The following is a 24,825-nucleotide window of genomic DNA, read 5'->3' on the forward strand; positions in this document are numbered from 1 at the left end:
AGCTGATCGCTGGATGTTTCAGGTCCCATGGCAGCCTGCATCATACAGGCTGCCATGGGGTTGGTTGGAACCTTATTTGATCGGGCCGGCGCTGCCTGGGGCACCCGGCAGTTCCTCTGGGAACAGCTCGTATTTGCCCTGTTTGTCTGCCGCCACCCAGAGCCGCTCGCGGATGATCGAATCTTCTGCCCAGTTGAACAGGAAGATCGGCGTGCCCGGAGGAACGTTGGAGAAGCGCTTGTTGATGATGAGAGCGCCTGGATATTCGGTCAGGCCGATATTGTAGAGATGCCCGGTCGAGATCTTCTGGAACTGCTTCATCAAGGCCACGCGCTCGTCGTTATCTTTCGACGTGATGAACTTGTTGACGACATCGACCATGTCTTTTTCGAAGGGCATCAGGTCCAGCTGACCGCTTTCCGGGGCGCGGTGGTTCCAGCTGGTGCGGGGGCCGACCGGTGCAAGCTGTTCGGTATTCTGCACGACCGAGGCAAGCTCGGTGCTGTTGCGGCGGACCATCCAGTCGAAACGGCCGCTATAATTGGCATCGTCGCGCTTCGGACCAACGAGCGAGTTTATGATCACTCGAAGCCCGAGTTTTTCCATCTGGCTGACGACACCCTCGGCAAGGCTCTTGTCGGTGGTGTAGTCGCTGCTGACCAGAAGCGTGATCTCGACATCCTTGCCGCCGTTGATGCCGGCCGGGAAGTTGACGATGCCGTCGCCGTCCGTGTCCTTCAGGCCCGCTTTTGCAAGCTCGGCCTTTGCCGCCGCGAGATCGAACGGGTAATAAACCGTGGAATTGCGATCATAGAAGCTGCTGCCGGAGGATAGGCCGCCCGGATAGATCGCGGTGAACGGTCCCTTGACCAGTGACTCGCCAAGCGCCTTGCGATCGAGCGCCATAGTGACGGCCTTGCGGAAATCCTCATTGCGGTTCAACTCGCGCACCGCTTGTGCACGCTCGTCCGGACTGCCCCAGCCATTGGCAGAGAAATTCATCTGCAAATTATAGCCGATGAGGCGGGGACCGAAGGCGAGACGGGCAGGAGCATCGGGCTGTGCGGCGCGCTTCAGAGAGGCGACGAAGTTTTCCGGCTGCTCGAGGTTCGACAGGTCGCCAGAGCCGGCAACTGCCTGTACGTCGCGGTCTGCCCAGGTCGAGAGCTTGTAATGCAGCTCGTTGAGGTAAGGCAGTTGGTTGCCCTTTTCGTCGACCTTCCAGTAATAGGGATTGCGGCGCATGACGATGATATCGTCGGAACGGTATTCGACCGGGACCCAGGCACCCATGACCGGCATGTTCATATATTCCGGCGGGAAGGCGTTCTTGAACTGGTCGTAGGTGTTCTTGGAATATTTCGGGTGCTGCGGCTTCAAAAGATGCGACGGGCCTGGGCAGAAATTGGGATAGGCCATCGTGTAGAGATATTGTTTCGGGAAGGCGTCCTTGAAGGTCCATTCGATTGTGTAATCGTCGATCTTCTTGAGAGTTGTTCCTTCGCCGAAAGCTTCCGGAGATGCACCGCCGCCAAGCGGCGAGACGTTCGGATCGATGACCTCGTCATCCCAGTAGAACATGATGTCATCGGCGTTGAAGGGCGCGCCGTCGGACCATTTTGCACCTTCGATCAGGTGCATGGTGAGCTTATGGCCGTCCGACGACCATTCCCAGCTCTTGGCGAGGTTCGGCAGCGGTTCGGTGTCCTTGGCTTCCACCTGGAAGAGGGGAGCCGTGCGCGTCAGGCACTCCGAAAGGCCGATGTCGATGCCGCCCCAGCCCTGCGTCTGGCCGGCGCCGTAGTTCCAGCCTTCCGGCCGGCCGCCGATGACATGGCGCAGCGTGTCGCCATAGACACCGATGCCGTCGGGCATGTTGCCGGTTTTGAACACGAGCGGCTCTTTCGGCAGGCGATCCTTGACGGGCGGCAGTTTGCCGGTCTTCACGAACTTCTCCGTCACCCAGGCAGGCTCGTGATATTCCGGCAGCGCCTTGAACTCCAGAATGGAGTTGCGCTCGACATATTTGATTTTTCCTTCCGCCGGAAAGACCGGTGGAACGGGCGGCACAGTCGGGTCGGCCGCATGGGCGCTGATCGCGATTGCGGATGTGGCAATCGTCAACGCAGCCAAAAGGCCGATCGGTCGAAAATGTCTCATCTTTTCTCTCTCCCTAAATCGCGAGCGTTCCGTTCGAGACCTCGCGTTCCTCCTTTGAAACGAAAGATGGCTGGTTGAAGCGGGATATCCCCTTAAGATCCCGCCTCAACCTCCACCTTCCGGCCTGCCTGCTCGTCAGCCAGCCTGTTTCAAGGCTGCTTTCTCTGCGCGCAACTCCTCGATCGAGCGAATGTTGCGGCTCGCCGCGCCCTTCCAGTCGCGTGTCTTGACCTTGCCGCGCGACAGGCGCTCCTTCGCCTCGTCCACGGCATGTGCATATTGCGGCAGCCAGCGCGCTTCCGCGACGACCATTTCGTCGACCATCTGCCAGACCTCTTCCGGCGTGGCGACGGCGCCGACCAGCGGATCATGCAGGACGGCAAGTTTCAGGAGGTCGATATCGCCGCTAATGGCGGCATGAACCGACATACGCTGAACGTTGATCGAGGATATGCAGGTGGCCGCACATGCCTCCGGCAGTGTGATACCCGCCACCATATTGATGCCGAAGCGATCGACGAAGCCGGGTGACTCGATGATGGCATCGGCAGGCAAATTGGTGATGACGCCATTGTTCTTGACGTTGAAATGGCCGCGATAGACGCGGTTGGTTTCCAACGCTTCGAGAATATGGCTGGCGTGCTCGTTGGAGCGGCGTGTGGGATCGATCGGTTGCGACGCGCTGTCGAGGATCTGCTGGAATTCCGTCTCGAACCAGTTGCGCGTCTCGGTGGAGTGGCGAAGATAGCCGCCGGTCTCGCCATGGATCCAGTCCGACATGTCGATCCATTTGTTGATCTCGTCGGGGCGCTTGCGATACCAGGGCAAGTATTCCGACAGGTGTCCGTTGCTCTCGGTCGAATAGACGCCGAAACGCTTCAGCACGTCGATGCGCAGCTTTTCCTGCTGCGAATAGACTGGATGCGCCTCGAAGGCCGCGATCAGCTCGTCCCTGCCGATCTTGCGGCCGTTGAGGCGCAGGTCGACGAACCAGGTCTGGTGGTTGATACCGGAGCAGATATAGTCGAGTTCGCGCTTGTCCTTGGCGCCGAGCACTTCGGCAATCTGTTCGGCGCCGTGCTGGACGCCGTGGCAGAGGCCGATCGTATCGACTTTGCCGTATTCGATGGCCGCCCAGGTGTTCATCGCCATCGGGTTGGCATAGTTCAGGAATTTGGCGCCGCTCTCGGCGACTTCACGGATATCCTTGCAGAAATCGAGAATGACCGGAATGTTGCGCTGGCCGTAGAGAATGCCGCCGGCGCAGATCGTATCGCCGACGCACTGGTCGATGCCGTATTTCAGCGGGATGCGGATATCCTCGGCATAGGCTTCCAAACCACCGACCCGCACGCAGCTGATGACATAGCGGGCGCCCTCCAGTGCCTTGCGCCGATCCGTGCTGGCGGTGACGCGTGTCGGCAGCTTGTTGGCTTCGACGATCCGATCGAGGATCGCCTTGATCATCGTCAGATTGTGCTCACTCACGTCGGTTAGCGCGAATTCGACGTCGCGGAATTCCGGCACGCAGAGAATGTCGGTGAACAGCTTTTTCGTGAAGCCGACGCTGCCGGCGCCGATAATAGCGATTTTGAAACTCATGATCCTCACCTTCAAGTCGATCGAACAAGCAGCGGCAGGGAAATCGACGGCATTTTCGTCCAGTGTCGTATCGGTTGCGGAACAGGCCGAAATCGAGATTTTTCCTCCGATCGCCGTTCCTCGCCGGCGAGCATGCGCTGTTTTCTGGCGGGATTATGCCTATAATCGCCGAGGCGAACAGAGAACTATTATGCTTTTGAGGGTAATTTTGTGCTGCAAGAATTGATCGACAACGGACAGGTCATGCGGACGGTTTCGCTGCCGCGCGGACGCCACCGATTGCACGCCATGCCGACCAGTGCGGGATATGAAGTGCGCTATGACGAACCCTATGATTGGGATGGACGACGGCGCGGTCTGACACCCTTCACCGTGCTGCAGCACACGATCAGTGGCACCGGGCGCCTGCGCTATGAAAGCCGCAATTATCGTGTCAATGCCGGCGACACGCTCCTCGTTCTCGTGCCGCATAATCACCGCTACTGGCTCGAGAAGGGGGAGCGCTGGGAATATTTTTGGATTTCCATGAACGGCGAGGAAGCGCTGCGCATTCATCGGCTGATTCTCGCCGCAGCCGGTCCTGTGTTGAAGCTGCAGCAGGCGACGATCGATCATCTTGCCGATTGCAGCCTTCGGCTCGTCAAGGGCGCCACGACGCCGGCTTCGGCTTCGGCCATCGCCTATGAGGCGGCCATGGCGCTCTATGACGACGTCTTCGGCTCGCATGCCTTTGCCGCCGACCGATCCGTCATGCAGATCGTCATCGACTACATCAATGCCAATCTCGACAAGCCGCTGCCGGTCGAAGAGCTTGCGAAGGTGGGCGGCCTCAGTCGCGCGCATTTTTCGCGCGTTTTTGCCGAGAGCGAAGGCGTGCCACCCGCGGAATTCGTTCTACAGCAGCGCATGCAGCGCGCGGCGAAGCTGCTGACGAAGGCTGCCTTCATTCCGGTCAAGGAAGTCGCGATCATGTCGGGCTTCGACGATGCCAATTATTTCTCCAAGGTGTTTCGCCGCATCTACGGCATCAATCCGACGGAGTTCCGCACGACGGGCATGTATGCCGCGGTGCGCAGTCCAGTCGAGGAGACGAAGAATGCACGGAGCCGATAGAACCGTAATAGGTCGACGTTCTTGCTATCGCTTGCCTGTCTTGAAAATGGAAATCCGCCAACCCGTCGCATTGCGCAACGACGGCGAGCCTGTATAGATATCGCCCCGCGGCGTCCCGCCTGCCTCGCCGCGCGTCTGACTTCCCAGCAACATCTGTTCGTCATCCGATGCGACGGGCTTAATCGATAGGATTGAATATGCGTTCTGTTGTCGCCTTCAATGAATCCTGGACGTTTCATGAAGGGTTTTCGCCCGGAGATGCCGGCCGCCCGCAGGATGGACAGCAGGTCACTCTGCCGCATACGGCCGTCGAACTGCCCTTCAATTATTTCGACGAGAAATCCTATCAGCGCGCCTTCACCTATCAGAAAATCGTCAATTGGGATGAAAGCTTCGCAGGCCGTGAGGTATCGCTGATCTTCGATGCGGCCATGGCCGATGCCGTCGTCTATCTGAACGGCGAGGAAATCGTTGCCCACAAGGATGGCTACACGCCGTTCGAGGCGCGGCTGACTGGTCGCCTGCATAAGGGTGAGAACCTGATCACGGTCAAGATCGATGGCAGCGAGAATCCCGAGATCCCGCCTTTCGGCGGTCGGATCGACTATCTCACCTATGCCGGACTCTATCGCGATGTCTGGCTGAAGGTCGCTGCGCCCGTCTCGGTCGCCAACATCAAGATCGAGACGACAGATGTCCTTTCCGACCACAAATCCGCGACGGTGCGCTGCGACATCTCCAATCCGCAAAATCTCGCTTTCAAGGGTACGGTGACTGTTACTCTGCGCTCTGCCGACGGAGCAGCCATCGCTTCGGGTGAGGCTGACACATCAGGTGAAAGCGTCAAGCTCAGCTTTAGCGGCCTTTCCGGTCTTGCGCTTTGGGAGCTCGACAACCCCGTCCTCTATTCGGCGGAAGTGGAGCTTGCGAGCGAGCACGGCGCGGACCGTCTTGCTGCGACTTTTGGCTTCCGTACCGCGAGCTTCACAGCGGAAGGCTTCCTGCTGAATGGCAAAAAGCTGAAGCTGCGCGGTCTCAATCGCCATCAGGCCTTCCCCTATGTCGGCTATGCGATGGGCCGTTCCGCCCAAGAGCGTGATGCCGAAATCATGAAGCGTACGCTGAAATGCAACATCGTACGCACTTCGCATTATCCGCAATCGAAATGGTTCCTCGATCATTGCGACCGTATCGGCCTCTTGGTCTTCGAGGAAATCCCCGGTTGGCAGCATATCGGCGATAAGGAATGGCAGCAGGAATCGATCCGCAACGTGCGTCGGATGATCGAACGCGACTGGAACCATCCCTCGATCGTCATCTGGGGCGTGCGCATCAACGAATCCCAGGATTCTCACGATTTCTACGCCGAGACGAACCGCCTGGCACGCGAGCTCGATCCGACGCGCCAGACGGGCGGGGTGCGCTATATCACCGAGAGCGAAATGCTCGAGGACGTCTATACGATGAACGATTTCATCCTCGGCAACGAGGAACTGCCGGGTGCCAACCGGCCGCGCACGCCGCTGAGGCCGCAGCAGGAAAATACCGGTCTCTCCAAGGATGTGCCCTATCTGATTACCGAATTCGGCGGCCATATGTATCCGACGAAAATCTATGACCAGGAGCAGCGCCAGGCCGAGCATGTCCGCCGGCATCTGGAAGTCCTGAATGCCGCCTATGGTGATCCGTCGATATCGGGCGCCATTGGCTGGTGCATGTTCGACTACAACACGCATAGCGATTTCGGCTCGGGTGACCGGATCTGCTACCACGGCGTCATGGACATGTTCCGCGAGCCGAAATTCGCCGCTTATGTCTATGCCAGCCAGTGCGAGCCCGCCGAAGAGATCGTCATGAAGCCGGTAACGATCTGGGCGCGGGGCGAGCGCAACATCGGCGGCGCGCTGCCGCTGATCGTGCTGACGAACTGCGACGAGGTCGAACTGCGCTATGGGTCGCTGACCAAGCGTCTCGGCCCGGACCGGGAAACTTTCCCGCATTTGCCGCACCCGCCTGTCGTTTTCGATCATCGATCCTTCACACCGGACGAACTCGGCGTATGGGGGATGGAGTGGGAGGACGTGCATTTCACCGGTTACATCAATGGCAAGCCGGTAGCGCAGCAACATATGGTCGCCAATCCGCTGCCGACCTCGCTGCAGGTGGAAGCCGATGCCGATACTCTGCGCGCGGGTGAGCGTGACACGGTGCGTGTCATCGTGCGTGCCCTCGATCAGGCCGGCTCGCGTCTGGCTTTTCTCAATGAAGCCATCACGGTCAAGATCGATGGCCCGGGCAAGGTCCTCGGACCGCAAACGGTGGCATTCCAGGGTGGAACCACGGGCTTCTGGCTGCAGGCGACGGGCAAGTCTGGGACGATCAACCTCGAAGTCTCGTCCCCGCGCTTTGCCAGCCAAAGCTTGAGTTTTACTGCGAGGTGAGCGAGCAGCCGGCTCTTGCCGTCAGGCGACCGAGCCGGCAATTTCCCCCGCACCCTGGGGGATCGACTGTAACAGCGTCTGCCGCGCCGAGGCGAGATGCCGGCGGCACGCGGCCTCGATCCTTCGCTGGTCGCGTGATTGCAGGGCCTCGATATAGTCGAGGTGTTCGGTCACGGCGCGGGCATTGCGCTCGCGGGCGAACGTCTTGTTCCACTGGTAGTGATAGTGAAAGATGATGGCGATGACGTCGTAGAAATCGGCGATGAAGCGGTTCCTTGAGGCGCGATGGATGAGAAGATGAAACTTTTCATCGAGACGCGAGAAATCGCGGTAATGCGCGTCGAAATCCTCGAGCAGGGCGTGATGCTCCTGCTCGATCGCTTTGAGATCCTCCCAGGCGCGGTGATTGGCGGGCAGGCGGCCGAATTCGGCGGCGGAATGCAGCTCGAACATTTCGCGCACGTCGGCGAGCTCAAGCGCAAATTCGCTGGTGAAGCCCTTGAGGATCCAATGGCTGTTTGGTCGCTTTTCGATCAGGCCGAAGCGGCTGAAACGAATGAGGAATTCGCGCACGACCGAGGTACCGGTGCCGATCTCGCGCGCCAGTTCCAGCTCGTTGATCTGCATGCCGGGCTGTGCTTCATCGGACATGATGCGCATCATGAAACTGCGTTCGATGATGTCATGGAGTGAATCGGTCTCTTCCTTCGGGAAGAAATCGTCCTCCGTCGGCCGGCGCAGAACCGTCTTCTGCCGCTTGTTCCAGAGAATGATGCCGGCGTCATTTAGACGCATTAGGATCGCGCGCGCCGTGCTGCGGCTGACGCCGAGTTCGGCGGCGATTTCCGGCTCGCTTGGCAGCTCGGTATCGGGCTTCAGGCGCGCCGCATAGCGATTATACGCCTCCTTGAAGAGCGTGTTTTGCCTTGCCATTTCCCCCTCGCGTATCGTCGCCGCTCTTTACCGGCGGCGCTGTCTGAACCATGATCGAATGGCAGTCAATTGCAGGAGTGTTGATGGAGCGCACTGGCCACCTTCCTCCAAGGCGTCAGGCGATTTGCTCGTTGACACCAAAATGTTTATTGTAGATAAAAAACAAAATCAATTGGTGGATGGACTATCGGGAGCTGACCGCCACCAATGACGAAGGAGGAATGGGAGCGGCCCGCTTGGATCGCTCCGATAGGGATACAAGAGCGCCGGAAATGCGCTCATGGGAAATTGCGTGACAGCCATCACAAGGGAGAGGTGATGCAAATAAGAACAATCGGCAGGACGGCCCTCAAGGTCACGGAGATCAGCTTCGGCGCTGCGGCGCTGGGCGGCCTCTATCGTGCCTGTCCGCGCGACCAGGCAATGGCAACCCTCCAGGCCGCCTGGGACAGCGGTATTCGCTATTTCGACGCTGCGCCCTGGTATGGCTTTGGCCTTGGCGAACGCCGCGTTGGTGATTTTCTACGAGACCAGCCCGAGGACAGTTACGTGCTGTCGACCAAGGTCGGTCGTCTCATGCGCCCGGTGCCGACCGACAAGGTGCCGAATTACGGCTATGTCGATCCTCTGCCCTTCGATGCCGACTACGACTACTCGTATGATGGCATCATGCGCTCAGTCGAGTTCAGCTATGCCCGTCTCGGACTCAATCGCATCGATATTCTCTATGTCCACGATATCGGCGGCTATACGCACGGCAAAGCCTTGAACGAGCGTTACCTTGGGCAGCTCCTGGGGTCGGGATTGAAAGCTCTGGGGGAGCTGAAGTCGTCCGGCGCGATCAAGGCCTATGGTCTCGGCGTCAACGAAGTGCCGGTCTGCCTGGATGTGATGAACGCGGCTGATATCGACTGCATTCTGCTTGCAGGCCGCTATACCCTGCTGGATCGTTCGGCCGTTGCCGAGCTGCTGCCGCTTTGCGAGAAGAAGGGAACGTCGCTCATCGTGGGCGGCGTCTTTAACTCCGGTATTCTGGCGACTGGCCCCGTGCCTGGCGCGCATTTCGACTATCTGCCGGCGACGCCGGATATTCTGGCCAAGGTGGGGGCGATGGAGGAGATCGCCCGCAAGCACGGTGTACCGCTTGCCCAGCCGGCGCTTCAGTTCCCGCTGCGCAGCCCTTGCGTGGCGTCGGTACTGATCGGTACGGCGAAGCCGGAAAGTCTTGTCCGCAACATGCAGCTCGTGGAGCCAAGGCTTCCCGACAGTCTCTATGCGGAGTTCGAAGGTTTGACTGTGGTCGCGCCTCCATTGGGAGACGAGGCGGTCAGAGTCTAGCAGATTGGGAGCTATCGAGCCGTCGGGAGAGACGGCCTCGAAGAGGAGGAAAGCCTGTTTTGGCGTCGGTGGCCTTTCCGCCGCGCGATGCGTAATGCCGCAAGGCGTTGCGATACCGAGCCGTAAGCGTTCAGCGGCGGGTGTGCAGGAGAACAGAGCGCGTTGAGAGGAGAAGCAGATGAAAATTGCCAAGTCACTTCTATCCCGCCGCAGCTTTACCGGCCTTGCCGGCGCTGCCATCATAGCGATGGCGATGCCCGTGCAGTCCTTCGCGGCCGACGTGACCATTCCGATCATTGTCAAGGATACCACATCCTTCTACTGGCAGATCGTTCTTGCCGGCGCTCGCCAGGCGGGCAAGGATCTCGGTGTGAAGGTGCCGGAACTCGGCGCACAGTCGGAATCCGACATCAACGGTCAGATCAGCATTCTCGAAAACGCCGTTGCCGGTAAGCCGGCTGCTGTCGTCATTTCGCCGACCGAGTTCAAGGCGCTCGGCAAGCCCGTGGATGAAGCCGCCAAGTCCGTGCCGGTCGTCGGTATCGACTCTGCTGCCGATTCCAAGTCCTTCGTCTCGTTCCTGACGACCGACAACGTCCAGGGCGGCCGTATCGCTGCAGACGGTCTTGCGGCCGCAATCAAGGGCATGACCGGCAAGGAAGAGGGTGAGATTGCCATCATCACCAGCCTGCCGGGCGTCGGTTCTCTCGACCAGCGCCGTCAGGGCTTCCTGGAAGAGGTCAAGAGCAAGTACCCGGGCCTGAAGGTCGTTGCCGACAAATATGCGGACGGTCAGGCCACGACCGGTCTCAACATCATGACCGACTTGATCACGGCCAATCCGAAGCTGGTCGGCGTCTTCGCTTCCAACCTGATCATGGCGCAGGGTGTGGGCCAAGCGATTGCGGAAAACAAGCTCGGCGACAAGATCAAGGTCATCGGCTTCGACAATGACGACAAGACGGTCGGCTTCCTGAAGTCGGGCGTTCTTGCCGGCCTCGTGGTGCAGGACCCTTACCGCATGGGTTATGACGGCATCAAAACGGCGCTCGCTGCTTCCAAGAAGGAAAAGGTCGAGGCCAATGTCGACACCGGCGCCAACCTCGTCACCAAGGCGAACATGAGCGATCCGAAGATCGACGCGCTGTTGAACCCGAAGGTCAAGTAAGGCTTGAGGCCGCGCCTGCACAAAGCGGGCGCGGCCTTTTCGTCTGGCCGCTTCTCCGAGGCGGTCGCGCGGCGGTGCGAGAGGGAGGAGACCTCATGACGAGCCTTGAAGAAATCAGCCATCGGCACGACGATACCGTCAAGACGGAAGCAAACCGCATTCCGCCAGGCTCGCCAATCCTGGAACTCAAGGGCCTGCAGAAACGCTATGGCTTCGTCGAGGCGCTGAAGCCGGCGACCGTCACGTTTCTGGCTGGAGAGATTCATGCGATCGTCGGCGAAAATGGTGCGGGCAAATCGACCCTCATCAAGCTCCTGACCGGCGTCATCACCAGGACGGCGGGCGAAATTTTCTGGTGTGGGCATCCGGTTGCGCTCGCAACGCCGAATGAGGCAATCGCCCGCGGCATCAATGCGGTGCATCAGGAAGTCGTGCTTTGCCCGCATCTGACCGTCGCTGCCAATCTTTTCCTTGGCGATGAAGTCAATCGTTTCGGCCTGATGCGCAAGAAGCAGATGGTGGCGATGGCGCAAACCGTGCTCGATGATCTCGGCTTCGGACTGCCGGCCGGCGAACTCCTGAGCTCGCTCACCATCGGCCAGCAGCAGCTCGTGGCAACGGCAAGAGCCGCGATGCGCGGCACCCAATTCCTGATTTTCGACGAGCCGACTGCCTATCTCACCCGCCAGGAATCGGCGCAATTGTTCAAGCTGATCCGCCGTCTGCAGGGCGAAGGCGTAACGATCGTCTATATCAGCCACCGCATGGAAGAGGTGTTCGAGCTGGCCGATCGCGTCTCGGTTTTGCGTGACGGCACGCATGTCGGCACCCGCACGATCGCCGAAACCAACGAGGACGAGCTGATCAAGCTGATGATCAATCGTTCCATCGAGCAGATCTACCACAAGGAGGAGATCCCGATCGGCGATACCATCCTCGATGCCCGCGGCCTTTCCGGCCCCGGCTTCGAGAATGTTTCGCTCAGCGTCCGTGCAGGCGAGATCGTCGGTCTTTACGGACTGATCGGCGCCGGCCGAAGCGAATTCGCGCTGGGTCTTTATGGTCGCCAGCCGCTTTCTGCAGGCGAAATCTACTGGCAGGGACGCAAGGTCGACATCCGCAACGAGCGTGACGCGATGGAACTCGGTATTGCCCTGGCACCGGAGAGCCGACGCGATCAGGGCCTCTGCCTCAACCTGCCGATCGGGCTCAACATCAATCTCCCCGTGTTCCGGCGGCTGAGCCACGGTCCGATCATCAACAACAAGAGTGAAGCTGCGAATGCCGACAAGCAGATCCGCGATCTCAGCATCAAGACACCGAGCCGGCGGGTTCTGGTTTCAGCCATGTCCGGCGGCAATCAGCAGAAAGTGGTCATCGGCAAATGGCTGAGCCACGGTGCCAAGCTCTTCATCTTCGATGAGCCGACAGTCGGCGTCGATGTCGGAACGAAGGCGGAGATCTATCGGCTATTTGCCAAGCTGCTGCGCGCCGGCGCCGGCATCATCGTCATTTCGTCCTATCTGCCCGAGGTTTACGAGCTCGCGGACCGTCTGCACGTCTTCCGCCACGGCCAGCTGGTCGCCAGCCATGATTTCCATGCCGCGACGCATGAAGAAGTCCTCGGCGAGGCGATCGGCGTCTGAACAATAAACAAGTCTAAAGAGGGAGAACAAAAATGGCCGCGAATACGACAGAAGGCCCGACCGTTGCGCCCCGGCGCAAGATGAACATCCTCTTCAGCTTGACGCTGATCCTGCTGTTGCTGGCACTGTGGGTCGTGCTCGGACTCTGGACCGACAAGTTCTGGACGCCGCTCAACATCACCAATCTGATGCGTCAGGGCTCTATGACGGCCATTCTTGCGCTTGGGCAAACCTTCGTCATCATCACCGCGGGCATCGACCTTTCCGTAGGCGCGATCGTCGGCTTCTGCACCGTCATCATCGCCTGGCTGCTGCAGGCCGGGTTTCCGGTCTGGGCGGCCATCCTGATCACATTGCTGTTCGGGGTTCTGATCGGGGCGTTCCATGGTTTCGGCATCGTGCGCATGGGCCTGCCACCCTTCATCATCACGCTCGCGACATTGACATCGCTTCGCGGTATCGGCCTGCTGATTACCAACGGTTCGACGATCAATATCGTCAATGATGATTTCACCAATTTCGCTGTCTCGGATTTCTTGGGAATCCCGAGCCTGTTCTGGATGGTGATCCTCGTGGCGATCCCGGCCGTGATCTTCCTGCATCTGAGCCGCTGGGGGCGCTATCTCTTCGCCGTCGGCTCAAACCGCGAGGCTGCACGTCTGTCCGGCGTCAACGTCAACTGGATGATCTATCTCGCCTATATCCTTTCAGGGACCTGTGCGGCGTTCGTCGGCATTCTTCTTGCCTCGCGTATCGCCATCGGCAATGCCACGCAGGCCGACGGCTGGGAGTTGCAGGCGATCGCCTCTTCGGTGATCGGTGGAACCAGCCTGTTCGGCGCCGTCGGAACGGTCTACGGCCCGCTGATCGGCGCCTTCATCCTGGCAACCATCAACAATGGCGCCAACCTGCTGAACCTGAATTCCTTCTGGCAGCGCATTATCACCGGTGTCCTGATCATCGTCATCGTTTATTTCGACCAGCTGCGGCGCCGCCGGGCCTAGGAAAGGGACAGGGCGAGGCATGGGGCGACAATCGAGCGGGACGCTATCCCCGTTCGATTGTTGCCCATGCTTGTCGTCAAGGAAGGTCGCTTTGGAGCGCTGTGGGCCTAGACCTATCCGGGCAGGCGCCAGTTTAGAGGCTTGCAGGTAGAAGCAGGCATCAGTCTGCGCACAAGCTGCGCCGGAACCAACTGTCCTTTAGGAGAGGTCTACCGAGGCGTCCTCAAGCGTATGCGCGATATTGCGCAACGGGTGTGCGCAGCGCGGGCCTCAGGCCGGCGAAGGGCGCGATCTTTGCCAGCTCAGGTTTCTCAGCAGATTGCGCAGCGGCTTTTCGACAGCTTCGTAGGCGCAGATGCCGAGAATGGTGCCGCTGATGACGGCGACGAAGGTGATGGCGTCGGAGGGTATCTGCATCCGCGCCATCAGCTTGACGACCACCGAAATGGCCAATGTGTGCCAGAGGTAGATCGAATAGGAGCTGTTGCCGAGATAGGTAAGGAGCGGGATGGAGGGCAACTTGCCGCTGCGTTCCACCGACACCATGCCGAGTACGAGGGCAACAGCGAGGGGTCCGCAGGTCACCTCGTTGAAGTCCAGGCCGAGAATCTGGATCGCAGCAAAGCCCGACAATGCGACGGCGATCAGGGCAAGACCGAGGCCCGCCCCCGGCACGTGTCCGGATAGCCAGAGGCGTCCGAGGATTGCGCCGGCGACGAATTCCAGGATGATCGGCCGCGTATAGGTCAAAAGCAGCGGGGACTGTGAGGCGATGATGCCGCCGGCAAGGACAAAGGCGAGGAAGATCGCCGTCATGCTGGCAAGCCGCAGCCGTTGCGGCAGGAACAAGCAGGCCGCGAAGATGACGTAGAAGAACATTTCGAAATTCAGCGTCCATCCCTGCACCAGAACCGGCCAGATCTCATCACCGCTCGTGCTTGGCGAGCGGACAGGAATGAACAGCAGCGAACCGAGGATATGACCTGCCGTCAGCTTCATGTTCGGAAACAGGCCGATGGCGGCGCCGGCAATCATGATGGCGGTCACGATCCAGTAGGATGGCGCGATGCGCTGCAGCCGGTCGAGCGCAAAGCGCAGCGGCGTCACCGGTCGACGCTCGCTCATGGTCCACATGATGAATCCGCTGATGACGAAGAAGACGTCGACGCCAGCGGCGCCGATGCGGAAATGGCCGCCGCTGCGCTCGGCTGCGTGAAAGAACACTACCGCGAGCGCTGCAAAGGCACGGAGATATTGAATGCCGTAGAGTGTCTTCATTGGCCCGTTCGCGGCTCCCAGTTGACAGGCGGCGCGAATGGTATCTGCTCATCCGTTCGCAATGGCATGTTCGCCGGCATGCGCGCTCGCATGGAAAGCTTTCCTGCTGTGAAGTAAAACAGGAAGGACCCGACATGGTACGGATTGAGAATATCGATCTCGACGAAAGAGCGGATCAGCAACAGGGTCGCGACACCCAGAAGGATGTAGGATTCATCGTTTCTGATGTCGCTCAGAAAGCGGCTGATATGGCCGATGAAAGCCGTCAGCAGGATCGAGGCGAGCAGGAAGACGCCGACGAGTCCGGTTTCGACCGTAGTTTCGATATAGGTATTATGGAAATGGAAGCCAGCGCGGGAGGCGATAAAGAACTCATCCCACAGTCGCTCGGGCTCGGAGAAACCCTGGACCCAATAAGCTTGATAGCCGACGCCGAAGAAAGGATTCTGCTGTGCGGCCGCGATGCCCTGCTGCCAAAGATAGGTACGCCCGGTAAGCGTGGAATCCTTGCCAAACGCACCGAGAACAAGATCGACCGCACCGAGATAGACGCCGGCAACCGCGAGGATGACGCCGGAGACGGCCGCTGTCACAAACAGCCTTTTACGCTGCTTGGGAGACAGATACAGGATGACGCGCAGGCTTATGCATAACACTACGACCAGTCCCGTCGTCAGCACCGATGTTGCCGATGCCGAAGCATGGAGGCAATAGGCGGACAGCAGGCCGGCAAATCCTGCACCCAGCATCCAGATCCGACGTTCGCCAAGGACGAAGACGGCTGCGAAGGCGAAATAGATGCCGAGCGAGGCATAAAAGCCGAGCTGGTTCTTGGAATCGAAGGCGCCGACGAAGCTGTAGCTTCCGTCGATCGGATCATAGGCGTAATAGCCGAACAATATCGAATAGATGAGCACGATGGCGGTGCCCGCGATCGCGCCGCGCGTCAGCGTGCGGATATCGAGCGTGCGCATGGCGACCAAGGCGCAGAAGATATGCGTCATGTACTGGATCGCCGCGCGCGCCGTCACGGAGGGCACGACCGACCAGAAAATCGAAAGGCAGGTGAAAACGCCGAATGCGAAGAGCCAGAGCTGTCTATTATAGCTGCCGAGCACGTTCCGGTAATCGATCATGACGAGCGGAAACCAGAGGGCATAGTACAGCAGAATCGAGGGCTGGCCGAAGCGGGAGGAATAGGCAAATACGAAGAAGGAGAGAGCAATCGCCACCGCTCCGTAGGTGGCGTTGCTGCCTGGACGCACAAAGATCGATTTGGCTATCCGCATCGACTTTCCTATCGGATGGCAAGGCCGGTAGTGACCTTGATTAGGTCGCCCGGCAGTACCTGCGTGTTCTCCTGAGCCTGAATTTCCTTCGACTGGCCGTTTTCGTCACGAATGATGGTGTAGGAGATGCTGACACCCGGTCCGCTTGGATCGAGGTTGCTGGCGTCGGCGGATTGGGCCACGGCTTCCTGCATGAGCGATTGGCTGGTCGACAGTTTCAGCTGCAGCGTTTCCAGCTGCGTGTCGGTATCCTGCATGTCCTGGGCCAACGAGCTCTGCCAGTCGTTGTGCAGAGTGATCTCGTCCTGGTTGGCCTTGTTGATATCCTGTTTGGCTTTCAGGGACGCGGTTTCCGTATCGAGAAGCGTCGCTTCCAGATCGGAGGCGCGTTGTTCAGCGGAGATCCTGCGGGAGGCAAGCTCCAGGCCGCGTTCCGTCAGGCTTTCGACTTTGTCGCGATCGGCCTTGGCCAGATCGAGCTGGCGGCTCTGCGTGTCGTTCTTTTTCGAAAGCGCCTCGACTTCGTTCTGTAGGAGCGCCTTCAGATCTTCCAGTGATTTTAGCTGCGTCGTCATGCGCTTGGCGCGCGTGTCCATCAGCGCTTTCTCGCTTGCGAGCAGACTTGCCGTTTGGGGCAATTGCTTGAGCTCTGGCGGCACATCGATGTCATCCTTGCCAGCCAATTCGGCCAGCAGCCGCGCCTTGCGCATCAGCAGGCGGCTGCGCTCCGCCATGTAGACGACGGCGTCGCCCTTGGCATTGATGAAATCGCGCGCAAAGCGCTGTCCGGCATCGGCACGGCGCATGCCGCCGCCGAGGCTTACGGCTTTCAGCACGGTCAGGTTGGGTACGAACGGATATTCACCCGGATTCTGCACTTCCCCTGAAAGGTAGATCGGTCGGAACTGCGACATTTCAACTGAAGCCGATGGGCGATCACGCAGGCCGAACTGCTTCTGCAGCCCGAGGCCGATGGCTTCGGCGATCTGATCCGTGGTCTTGCCGACTGCGGGCATGTCCCCGATGAAGGGAATGGATATCGAGCCGGAAGGGCCGACCGTATAATCGCCCGAAATGGTGGACCAGTCACGAACCGTGCCTTCGGCGGTCTGCCATTCGGCGACGCGCACATGCAGCTTGTCCATGACGCCCAGATGATATCCGGGAAGGTTTTCGGCCGAGGCCGAGACGGAAGCTACGCAAAGGCTGAGAGCAACGATAGTTGCGCAGCGTAGCGATGTATTGACGCGTACAAGCCTCTTGGAAGGCCGAAATTCAATCATGCAGGATCTTCCCTGTTATTGGTAGGCAACCCGCAAGACGCGGGAGAACCGCAGGAAACCTCCCGCGGTATCTGTCAGTCATCATCAATAGCTGCCGCGCGAGAGGCAGACTGCAGGAATGGTTTTGGCGATGATCACCATGTCGCTGCTGAGCGACCAGTTCTTCACATAATGCGTGTCGAAGGCGACACGGCTTTCATAGGAGACGTCGTTGCGGCCGCTGACCTGCCACAGACCGGTCAGGCCCGGACGGGACTGCAAATAGTAGATTGCCGCGGTCTCGTAGCGTTCGAGCTCGTCTTCCACGACCGGGCGTGGTCCGACGACGCTCATTTCGCCGCGGATGATGTTGATGAGCTGCGGCAGCTCGTCGAGGCTGAGCTTGCGCAGGACGGCCCCGACGGTGGTGACACGGGGGTCGTTCTGCAGTTTGCGCGTTGCGCGCCACTCTTCCATTGCCTTCGGATTGGCCTGCAGGTAGGCATGCAGCACCTTGTCGCCATCGACGACCATGGTGCGGAACTTCAGGCAACGGAAGGTCTTGCCGTTATGGCCGATACGGCGATGACCGTAGAAAGCGGGGCCGCGGTCTGTAAGTTTTACCAGCAGCATCAGCATCAGAAAGAGCGGGCTGATGAGAACCAAAGCGAGCATAGCGGTAGAGACGTCGAAAACGCGCTTCAGTACTCCACCAGTGGGCGGAAAGACGTCGCTTTCCGCGGCGCTGAAAAAAGCCGATGTGGCCGATCTCGTCGCAGACTTCATAGAGAAAACTCCATTCATGTTGACGATTGGTCGGAAATTCTCGGACGCGTAATTAGAGCCGGGATGATCGGAGTGTAGGTTCCGATTTGGACTTTTTAAGCCAAACTTTTGTAGCGATATGGCATGGCGGTATAGAATTACCGCACCGATGGTGAATTGGTTTAATTTAGTGATCAACTATAGATGGGTTGTACTGTATCGTGTTGCGTATAATGTCACGGTTGACAGCTCTGCCGCGTCATAGTCGACGATTTCTAAGGATGTTATAGGCATCGAACGGTAAGTTGTTCATTATCATTGGCTTCGATAGCCTGTGTTTGGTTTCCCTTCAGCTATATGCTATCCCGATTTCTTCATGAGATATATTGCGCTGCAGCAATATTTTGCAGCGCACATACTGAGATCGGATTTTTCAGGACTTTGTAATAAAAGTTGATTGGATTGACGATGAAACGATGGAGGCGCGGCTGACCTCATGCTTCGTAAAAATTGCATTATTTCATTACATCTCCATATAATTGCAAAGAGAAAGATGAACAAATTCAATTGTAATTATAATCGAGGTGTAGTTTTAACAGGCCCGGCGTTAGGGTCGTCTCAAATCGCAACGGATCTGGGTAACTTGGTTGAATCTCAATGAATCATAAAATATATTTAAGACTTAGGTCTGATAAGGGAGGAAAGACCTTGATCGTTTTTCATTTGATGGTCGAGCGGGCGGGGTAAGATTATGTATGCGCCCCGCGTTTTCATCAGCATGCTGGGCACGCTGATCGTATTTGCCATCGCAACATATTTCCTGACGAACTCGCTTTCGACCACCCTGATCGAAACGGTCATCTGTGCCGTCCTTCTGCAGGTCGGTTATTTCCTGGGTGTGCTCTACCTTGTCTGGAAAGAGCGCAAGGCGCATGAAGCCCTGTCGAGCGAAGATAAGGTGCCGTCATCGGCCCAGGAGGACAGCAAGGTCGCCGGTCTGTCCGCCTCCAGTTTAAAGCGTTCGGAACCGTTCAACCCCTGAACCGGCTAGACGATTAGATCTTTTGATGATCCGGTAGTTGCCGGATCGGCGCCATGTCCTAAGTCTCCGCCTGAACCATTGGAGGCTGACGTGATCGACAGTGCAGAAAAAAGTGTCTGCGTAATCATTGCCGCAAAGAATGCCAGCGACACCATCGGGCTGGCCGTTGCCTCGGCCCTTCGCGAGCCCGAAGTGGCGGAAGTCGTCGTCATCGACGACGGTTCGACGGATGGGACCGCTGCCGCGGCGGCCAAGGCCGATGACGGCAGCGGCAGACTGACGATCCAGGAATTCGAGAAGAACCGTGGTCCCGCCGCAGCACGAAACCACGCGATCGACATATCCAAGGCTCCGCTGATCGGCATTCTCGATGCCGACGATTTCTTCTTTCCGGGGCGTTTTGCTGCGCTGCTTGCCGCTGACGATTGGGATTTCGTCGCCGACAACATCGCCTTCGTCAGTGCCGACACCGTTCCTGACGCGCATGCACGGCTCGATCATTTCGATGCGAAGCCGCGGTTTCTTGATCTTGCTGCTTTCGTCGAGGGCAATATTTCCAAGCGAGGCGTGCGCCGCGGCGAGATCGGCTTCCTGAAGCCCTTGATGCGGCGTTCCTTTCTAGATGCGCATGGCCTGCGCTACAATGAGGCGCTGCGCCTCGGCGAGGACTATGACCTTTACGTCCGCGCGCTGGCGAAGCGTGCACGTTACAAGGTCATCCATAGCTGCGGTTACGGCGCCGTGGTGCGCAGCGATTCCCTGAGCGGCCGGCACAGGACGGAGGATTTGCGTCGTCTCTATGAGGCTGACCGGACCATTCTTGCCAAGGGCGGGCTTTCTTCGGAAGATGCTGCGGTAATCCGCCGTCATGAGCAGCATATCCGCGATCGCTACGAGCTCAGGCATTTCCTAGACATCAAGTCGCAATCGGGGCTCTTGTCTGCTGCGATCTATGCGCTTTCGCATCCCTTCGCCGTCCCGGCGATTGCCGGCGGCATTCTGGCCGATAAGACCGAGCGCTTCCGCAAGCGGAGCGGTGCGCCCATTGCCCATGCCGGTGCGAACGGCCTGCGCTATCTTCTGCAGGCCGCTCCGAAATAGCGGTATCGCGGCTTACAGATAATCGCGGCGAACGCCTTCGACCACATTGAGGAGGCGCTCCTTGCAGGCGGCGAGCGCGCTATCCTTGCTCAGCTGCGGCCTCGCCTTGCTTGCCTGCCACAGAGCCAGGGCGGAAGGCATGGCAAGTGCCTGCTTTGCCATGATGCGCAGCGTAGTCTGCTCGGGATCGGCAAGCATCACGTTTTCCCCGTAGCGCTGTTTTCCGAGCTCGTCTGCTGCCAGCTTGCTGCGTTCGAAGCCGACTCCCCAGAACTTCGCGCCCTTGGCGATCGCCTCGGCGCGGGTCGAAACGGGGATGTGCTTCGGCTGATAGGTGACGCCGAGCGAGCGCGCCCAGTCGTTCCATTTGAAGCTGTTGATGGAGCGCGAGGAGCTGACTGCAATCCATGGAACGCGGAAAGCATCGGCAAGGATGGCGCCATGCATGGACTCCGCAACGATCATTTCTGAGGCGGCAATTTCGCGGATCACGGCCTTTGCCTCGCCGCGGGGATCGAGATAGGAAAGGCCCACGGTCTTGCAGATTTCAGGCCAGAGACCAGCGGCAGCCGATTCCCAATGCGGAATGAAGGTGCGCTTGCCGTTTTTCGAAATGCTCTGGAACTCGGGCATTTCCGTCACCAGGACGGCGGGGTCGACAATGCCCATTGTGGCAGGCAGGCCAGCCTTTTCCGCTGTCAGCGGGCCGCGTACGCTGCGAATGTCCCATTGCGATGTGTCGCGCATGTCGGGAAGGGAACCATAGCCGAAGCCGCTGCCGATGACGAGCTTGCGTCCCTCGTCGGGCAGGATCTCTGTGTTGAGGACGGTTCCGACGCCGACCAGCAGTGTTTCCTTGTGAACATCGCGAAGGCCGGGAAGTAGGAAATCCCAGAGCCAGAGATTGAGATCATCACCGAAATTGCCATGGGTGGATTCCCAGTGGAACGGCTTCATACAGGACTCCTTGCTGATCCAAACGATAGCGGGGCACGCCGTGGCTCTTCGATGCGGCATGCGCAGCTCATGCTGCGCTGCAAAATCTAGGGCGCGAGTTTGCCGACGGCAAGCTGCATGACGCTTTGTAAAATCGCCGGGTCGCGCAAGGCCCATTTTGCCAGCAGTCCAAATTGCGGCAGACGCCGCTGCCGCACCTGCCGCGCCTGGCTCCAGAGCGCCTGCCGCCGGGCGCGATTTTTATAGAGGCGGATGGACTCGACATCCTGAGGCCGCCGCGAAAATCTCTGTTCCAGCGTGTTGAGCGCCGTCCACGTGTTGAATTGCTGACGCAGGAATTCGGGGGAATCGTTATCGATGCTGTGGAAGATATTCACGCCTTCGCCACGCAGTGCACCGGCATTTTCACATAGCAATACCCGCTTGGCTGCGAGAACGCAGTCGCAGAAGAACAAGACGTCCTCTGCCGCCAGCCGCAATGACGGCTCGAAACGGATCTTTTCGAAGAGCGGCCGCCCGATCACCATGCAGGACATATGCAAAAAGCTCCAATCCTGCAGCATGACGCTGGCAATGTTCGGAATTTCGACGACGGCGGGCCTGTCCGACAATCGTATCGTATCGGCCGACTTTCCGAGTTCGGCGATGCTGAAATGATAATAGAACTCCTTGCCGCCATCGATGGAGTCCCAGTAGCAATCTGCATTGTAATGGGTCAGCGTTCCGAAGGCGTTGCTGAGATGTTCCGGTGCCCATTCGTCATCGGAATCCAGAAAGGCCACGAACCGGCTCTCAGCTGGCACGCTGTTAAGGCCGGTATTCCGGGCCCCGCCGGGACCCGCGTTGGTCTGACGGATCACACGAATGCGTTTTCTTTCTTCATTGCTCAGCGACTGCAGCTCGTCTTCCGCCGGAAGCGGCGATGCATCGTCGACGATGAGGATGTCGAAATCCTGAAATGTCTGCCGGGATATTGATTTCAACGCGCGCAGCAGAACGCCGGTTTGCTTCTGATAGAACGGAATAACAATTGTGATAGACGCCATTTTCCCGCCTTTACGGTTTTGATTCAGGGGCTTGCGGTCTCATCCCCGAGGGCATGATCATTGGCTTTCCAACGGCATCCGCGGCAATTTTCCGGCCGATTGACCCATAACGGAGGTCGTTGTGACGCCAACAGGTAGCGTCCAATCGGTGTCGAGCAATGTTGAGAAACGAGATTTTCTGAAACTTTATCCCAGCGCGACGGCATCCAGACCATCCCGCCGTGGGATCCCAGACCATCTCGCGAGGGATCATTGTGACACATTGCGCGCCATGATCTTACATTTATGCACCCATGAGGGGAGCGACGTAAGCCGCTTTTCTCACATGGATTGAAATGCTGTCGCATTTTGGTCATGGTTCGCCTACCAAACTCTGCTGCGCTGCAAAAAATCTTCACCTTCCAGTAAAAAAACAAGACGGGTCGAACTCTTCCTCGGAAGCCGGCATCGAAAGTTCGCGCGGGCGTCTAAGTGCCTTTCGCAGCAGAGCTTTTCTCCAATTCAAATCGATTATTCCATGCTCAAAGGCATGCAGACCGGTGTTTTCAGCACTGGTCCGCATATGATTTTTTACTCATTTTTGCTGCGGTGCCATATTCCCTTTCCAAAGAGCGCCCTAGGTTAAGTCTGCGAGCTCTGCTGTGCTCTGTTTGAAATGGCTGCAAGGGGGGATGCAGCACGAAGAAGGGGTGACAGACATCGTGAATGTGACTGCCAACGTATCTTCGCGGATAAACCTCATGCGTATCGTGCTCATCTCGGGCATAATCTTTGTTCATATACCGTTCGATCCGCATAGCAGCCCATTCAACGGCGCCTATGGCTTTTTCGATTGGCTGCGAGTGTTCCTGCGTGACAGCTTGTTCCGTGTAGGTGTTCCCTGCCTGAGCGTAATCTCCGGATACTTGCTGTTTCGAAATGGAAAGGCACCGCAGAGCTATACAGAGACCATTAGCCGGAAGACAAAGACAATTATTCTGCCGTTCCTGTTGTGGAATAGCGCGTTCTTCCTCTTCGTACTTCTTCTTCAGTATTATGGTATCGGAGATGGATACCTGCCGGATCTGTCGGAGGCTAATCCGTACACGATATCGAATCTCCTGCTCGCTATCGATGGCGAACCGATAAATCTGCCGCTCTATTTCCTGCGCGATCTTTTTGTTTGCATTTTGCTGTCGCCGGTGCTGGCTTTTCTTATTCGTCGTGCTCCGTTACCGACGTTGATCTTTCTGCTCTTGCTGGCGGCATGGCCAATATCTATCGGGATAGTGTTGCGGAACTCGATCCTCTTCAGTTTCAGCTTTGGAATCTACCTGAGCCTCCATCGTATCGACGTGACGCTCATAGATCGCTATGCCGCCCTGATCGCGCCCGCCTTCATTGCGCTTGCCGCGCTTCTGGCCACGGCTGCCTATATGACAGGGCCTGGATTGCCGTTGTGGCTCGAGGTTTGTCGCAATCTGATGGTGTTGGTGGGCATTCCCGGGTTCTGGGCAGTATCGGCAATCTTCATCCGCAGCCGGATCGGGATGGGTCTGGCGGGAACGGGCAGCCTCAGCTTCTGGATTTTTTGCGCCCATTATCCGTTGCTCTTCTGTCTATGGGTTCTTTGGAACCGCGGCGGCAGCGAACTCTATCCGATTTTCTATCTTTTGGCGGCAGCGCTTGCCTTACTGCTGCTGCCCTTGACCAACGGCATGGCGCGCTACGCCCTGCCAAGCTTCCACAACCTGCTGACTGGCAGCCGGGTACGCCCGCAAACCGGAATCCGTGCTGTCCAGAACCGCGCCGCCGAAGGTCGGCAAGTGCGTTCGAAGCAAAGGTGATGCCATGACGACATCGAAAAGAAGTTACATGCAAAGACTTGGTCTTGTCTCAATCGCTCTCCTGAGCGCGTGCTTCCTGCCACAGGCCGTGTCTGCCCAGGATGATCAGGCAACCGGCCAGTCATTCGTCGACAATTTCGAACGTTTGGATACCAGCCGCTGGTATATTTCCGATGGCTGGAACAATGGAGCTTATCAGAATTGCACCTGGTCGCGGAAACAGGTGAACGTCAAGGATGGGACGCTGCAACTGCAGTTCACCCAGTCCAAGACTGGCGATCGCAATTATGCTTGTGGCGAAATCCAGACGATGAAACGCTATGGATACGGCACCTACGAGGCGCGTTATCGCACAGCCAAGGGGCCTGGCCTCAACTCAGCCTTCTTCACCTATATCGGTCCCACCGACAAGAAGCCGCATGACGAGATCGATTTCGAAGTGCTCGGGAAGAATCCCGGCCAAGTTCAGGTCAACCAATATATTTCCGCCAAGGGCGGCAACGAAAAGCTGGTGCCGGTTGCAGGTGGCGCCGACCAGGACTTCAACGATTATGCCTTCGTCTGGGAAAAGGATCGTCTGCGCTACTACGTGAACGGCAAGCTCGTTCAGGAAGTCACCGATCCTTCGAAGATACCGACGAACGCGCAGAAGATCTTCTTCAGTCTCTGGGGCACCGATACGCTCAGCGGCTGGATGGGCAAGTTCGCCTATAGCGGCGAGCCGGCAACCATGGAGATCAAGCGCGTCGCCTTCACTGCGCCGGGAGAGAAGTGCCTGTTCCCGGAATCGATCACCTGCAAGCTCGATTGAACATGGCCGGCCGCGTGGCATCTCGCGCGGTCGGTTGCAATGC

19 protein-coding genes are annotated in these 24,825 nt (G+C 58.3%); 10 read left to right on the forward strand and 9 right to left on the reverse strand.

Translation table 11 applies throughout. From position 1 onward, the window contains the following. Positions 1–72: 72 nt before the first annotated feature. Together AC13QY_RS02175 and melA are read right to left on the reverse strand one after the other, a co-directional pair. Complete coding sequence (locus AC13QY_RS02175) at positions 73–2,160, reverse strand: ABC transporter substrate-binding protein (protein WP_113350618.1); 2,088 nt, start codon at positions 2,158–2,160, stop codon at positions 73–75. A 135-nt stretch (positions 2,161–2,295) separates the two neighbouring features. After that, the gene (gene melA, locus AC13QY_RS02180; RefSeq protein WP_113350617.1) at positions 2,296–3,762 is read right to left on the reverse strand and encodes an alpha-glucosidase/alpha-galactosidase; all 1,467 of its coding nucleotides are present in this window, start codon (positions 3,760–3,762) and stop codon (positions 2,296–2,298) included. 210 nt (positions 3,763–3,972) lie between these two features. Between melA and AC13QY_RS02185 the strand changes: the two genes are divergently transcribed. Then, positions 3,973–4,875, forward strand: a complete 903-nt coding sequence (locus AC13QY_RS02185; protein ID WP_113350615.1) for an AraC family transcriptional regulator — start codon at positions 3,973–3,975, stop codon at positions 4,873–4,875. A gap of 197 nt (positions 4,876–5,072) precedes the next feature. Next, positions 5,073–7,316 carry a glycoside hydrolase family 2 protein gene (locus tag AC13QY_RS02190; RefSeq protein WP_113350614.1) on the forward strand — a complete coding sequence of 748 codons (2,244 nt, stop codon included), beginning with the start codon at positions 5,073–5,075 and terminating at the stop codon, positions 7,314–7,316. Positions 7,317–7,337: 21 nt separating this feature from the next. On the opposite strand, the gene AC13QY_RS02195 is transcribed toward AC13QY_RS02190, so the two are convergent. Then, positions 7,338–8,249, reverse strand: coding sequence for a GntR family transcriptional regulator (locus AC13QY_RS02195; RefSeq protein WP_113350613.1), 912 nt, complete (start codon positions 8,247–8,249; stop codon positions 7,338–7,340). A gap of 318 nt (positions 8,250–8,567) precedes the next feature. On the opposite strand from AC13QY_RS02195, the gene AC13QY_RS02200 reads away from it, so the two are divergent. The 4 genes from AC13QY_RS02200 to AC13QY_RS02215 all read left to right on the forward strand — a co-directional run bounded on the left by AC13QY_RS02200 (position 8,568) and on the right by AC13QY_RS02215 (position 13,405). After that, positions 8,568–9,587 carry an aldo/keto reductase gene (locus AC13QY_RS02200; protein ID WP_113350612.1) on the forward strand — a complete coding sequence of 340 codons (1,020 nt, stop codon included), beginning with the start codon at positions 8,568–8,570 and terminating at the stop codon, positions 9,585–9,587. A gap of 178 nt (positions 9,588–9,765) precedes the next feature. Beyond that, a complete protein-coding gene (locus AC13QY_RS02205; protein WP_113350611.1) occupies positions 9,766–10,755 on the forward strand; it encodes an ABC transporter substrate-binding protein in 990 nt (329 codons plus the stop codon). A 95-nt stretch (positions 10,756–10,850) separates the two neighbouring features. Next, positions 10,851–12,401: a sugar ABC transporter ATP-binding protein gene (locus AC13QY_RS02210; protein WP_113350610.1), complete on the forward strand. Its 1,551-nt coding sequence runs from the start codon at positions 10,851–10,853 to the stop codon at positions 12,399–12,401. A gap of 32 nt (positions 12,402–12,433) precedes the next feature. Next, positions 12,434–13,405 carry an ABC transporter permease gene (locus tag AC13QY_RS02215; RefSeq protein WP_069610314.1) on the forward strand — a complete coding sequence of 324 codons (972 nt, stop codon included), beginning with the start codon at positions 12,434–12,436 and terminating at the stop codon, positions 13,403–13,405. Positions 13,406–13,675: 270 nt separating this feature from the next. On the opposite strand, the gene AC13QY_RS02220 is transcribed toward AC13QY_RS02215, so the two are convergent. From AC13QY_RS02220 to AC13QY_RS02235, 4 genes are all read right to left on the reverse strand, one after another. Then, entirely contained in the window at positions 13,676–14,683 is a 1,008-nt protein-coding gene (locus tag AC13QY_RS02220) for an acyltransferase family protein (protein ID WP_113329622.1), read from the reverse strand. Next, complete coding sequence (locus tag AC13QY_RS02225; RefSeq protein WP_113350609.1) at positions 14,680–15,972, reverse strand: O-antigen ligase family protein; 1,293 nt, start codon at positions 15,970–15,972, stop codon at positions 14,680–14,682. The genes AC13QY_RS02220 and AC13QY_RS02225 overlap by 4 nt, the downstream gene beginning before the upstream one ends. An 8-nt stretch (positions 15,973–15,980) precedes the next feature. After that, positions 15,981–17,255, reverse strand: a complete 1,275-nt coding sequence (locus AC13QY_RS02230) for a polysaccharide biosynthesis/export family protein (protein WP_113329624.1) — start codon at positions 17,253–17,255, stop codon at positions 15,981–15,983. Between the two features lie 84 nt (positions 17,256–17,339). Next, complete coding sequence (locus AC13QY_RS02235) at positions 17,340–18,020, reverse strand: sugar transferase (RefSeq protein ID WP_095437080.1); 681 nt, start codon at positions 18,018–18,020, stop codon at positions 17,340–17,342. 730 nt (positions 18,021–18,750) lie between these two features. On the opposite strand from AC13QY_RS02235, the gene AC13QY_RS02240 reads away from it, so the two are divergent. Beyond that, positions 18,751–19,041, forward strand: a complete 291-nt coding sequence (locus AC13QY_RS02240; protein WP_113350608.1) for an exopolysaccharide production repressor protein — start codon at positions 18,751–18,753, stop codon at positions 19,039–19,041. A gap of 90 nt (positions 19,042–19,131) precedes the next feature. Then, on the forward strand, positions 19,132–20,142 hold the full coding sequence (locus AC13QY_RS02245) for a glycosyltransferase family 2 protein (protein WP_113350607.1): 1,011 nt from the start codon (positions 19,132–19,134) through the stop codon (positions 20,140–20,142). Between the two features lie 12 nt (positions 20,143–20,154). On the opposite strand, the gene AC13QY_RS02250 is transcribed toward AC13QY_RS02245, so the two are convergent. Continuing rightward, positions 20,155–21,099: a polysaccharide pyruvyl transferase family protein gene (locus AC13QY_RS02250; protein ID WP_145633963.1), complete on the reverse strand. Its 945-nt coding sequence runs from the start codon at positions 21,097–21,099 to the stop codon at positions 20,155–20,157. An 86-nt stretch (positions 21,100–21,185) separates the two neighbouring features. Then, complete coding sequence (locus tag AC13QY_RS02255) at positions 21,186–22,145, reverse strand: glycosyltransferase family 2 protein (RefSeq protein WP_113329627.1); 960 nt, start codon at positions 22,143–22,145, stop codon at positions 21,186–21,188. A 740-nt stretch (positions 22,146–22,885) separates the two neighbouring features. Between AC13QY_RS02255 and AC13QY_RS02260 the strand changes: the two genes are divergently transcribed. Both AC13QY_RS02260 and exoK read left to right on the forward strand, forming a co-directional pair. Beyond that, on the forward strand, positions 22,886–23,971 hold the full coding sequence (locus AC13QY_RS02260; protein WP_233788569.1) for an acyltransferase family protein: 1,086 nt from the start codon (positions 22,886–22,888) through the stop codon (positions 23,969–23,971). A 4-nt stretch (positions 23,972–23,975) separates the two neighbouring features. Then, positions 23,976–24,782: an endo-1,3-1,4-beta-glycanase ExoK gene (gene exoK, locus AC13QY_RS02265; RefSeq protein WP_145633965.1), complete on the forward strand. Its 807-nt coding sequence runs from the start codon at positions 23,976–23,978 to the stop codon at positions 24,780–24,782. Positions 24,783–24,825: the final 43 nt, after the last annotated feature.

The sequence above is a fragment of the Martinezella sp. CNPSo 3795 genome, from assembly GCF_057784475.1.

What these genes read in the sequence shown, in the direction of transcription:
- AC13QY_RS02175 (WP_113350618.1), bottom strand. Translation starts at nt 2,160, where the DNA reads ATGAGACATTTTCGACCGATCGGCCTTTTGGCTGCGTTGACGATTGCC.
- AC13QY_RS02255 (WP_113329627.1), bottom strand. Translation starts at nt 22,145, where the DNA reads ATGGCGTCTATCACAATTGTTATTCCGTTCTATCAGAAGCAAACCGGC.
- AC13QY_RS02215 (WP_069610314.1), top strand. Translation starts at nt 12,434, where the DNA reads ATGGCCGCGAATACGACAGAAGGCCCGACCGTTGCGCCCCGGCGCAAG.
- AC13QY_RS02260 (WP_233788569.1), top strand. Translation starts at nt 22,886, where the DNA reads ATGCGTATCGTGCTCATCTCGGGCATAATCTTTGTTCATATACCGTTC.
- AC13QY_RS02220 (WP_113329622.1), bottom strand. Translation starts at nt 14,683, where the DNA reads ATGAAGACACTCTACGGCATTCAATATCTCCGTGCCTTTGCAGCGCTC.
- AC13QY_RS02210 (WP_113350610.1), top strand. Translation starts at nt 10,851, where the DNA reads ATGACGAGCCTTGAAGAAATCAGCCATCGGCACGACGATACCGTCAAG.
- AC13QY_RS02195 (WP_113350613.1), bottom strand. Translation starts at nt 8,249, where the DNA reads ATGGCAAGGCAAAACACGCTCTTCAAGGAGGCGTATAATCGCTATGCG.
- melA (WP_113350617.1), bottom strand. Translation starts at nt 3,762, where the DNA reads ATGAGTTTCAAAATCGCTATTATCGGCGCCGGCAGCGTCGGCTTCACG.
- AC13QY_RS02230 (WP_113329624.1), bottom strand. Translation starts at nt 17,255, where the DNA reads ATGATTGAATTTCGGCCTTCCAAGAGGCTTGTACGCGTCAATACATCG.
- AC13QY_RS02205 (WP_113350611.1), top strand. Translation starts at nt 9,766, where the DNA reads ATGAAAATTGCCAAGTCACTTCTATCCCGCCGCAGCTTTACCGGCCTT.
- AC13QY_RS02225 (WP_113350609.1), bottom strand. Translation starts at nt 15,972, where the DNA reads ATGCGGATAGCCAAATCGATCTTTGTGCGTCCAGGCAGCAACGCCACC.
- AC13QY_RS02240 (WP_113350608.1), top strand. Translation starts at nt 18,751, where the DNA reads ATGTATGCGCCCCGCGTTTTCATCAGCATGCTGGGCACGCTGATCGTA.
- AC13QY_RS02250 (WP_145633963.1), bottom strand. Translation starts at nt 21,099, where the DNA reads ATGAAGCCGTTCCACTGGGAATCCACCCATGGCAATTTCGGTGATGAT.
- AC13QY_RS02190 (WP_113350614.1), top strand. Translation starts at nt 5,073, where the DNA reads ATGCGTTCTGTTGTCGCCTTCAATGAATCCTGGACGTTTCATGAAGGG.
- exoK (WP_145633965.1), top strand. Translation starts at nt 23,976, where the DNA reads ATGACGACATCGAAAAGAAGTTACATGCAAAGACTTGGTCTTGTCTCA.
- AC13QY_RS02200 (WP_113350612.1), top strand. Translation starts at nt 8,568, where the DNA reads ATGCAAATAAGAACAATCGGCAGGACGGCCCTCAAGGTCACGGAGATC.
- AC13QY_RS02235 (WP_095437080.1), bottom strand. Translation starts at nt 18,020, where the DNA reads ATGAAGTCTGCGACGAGATCGGCCACATCGGCTTTTTTCAGCGCCGCG.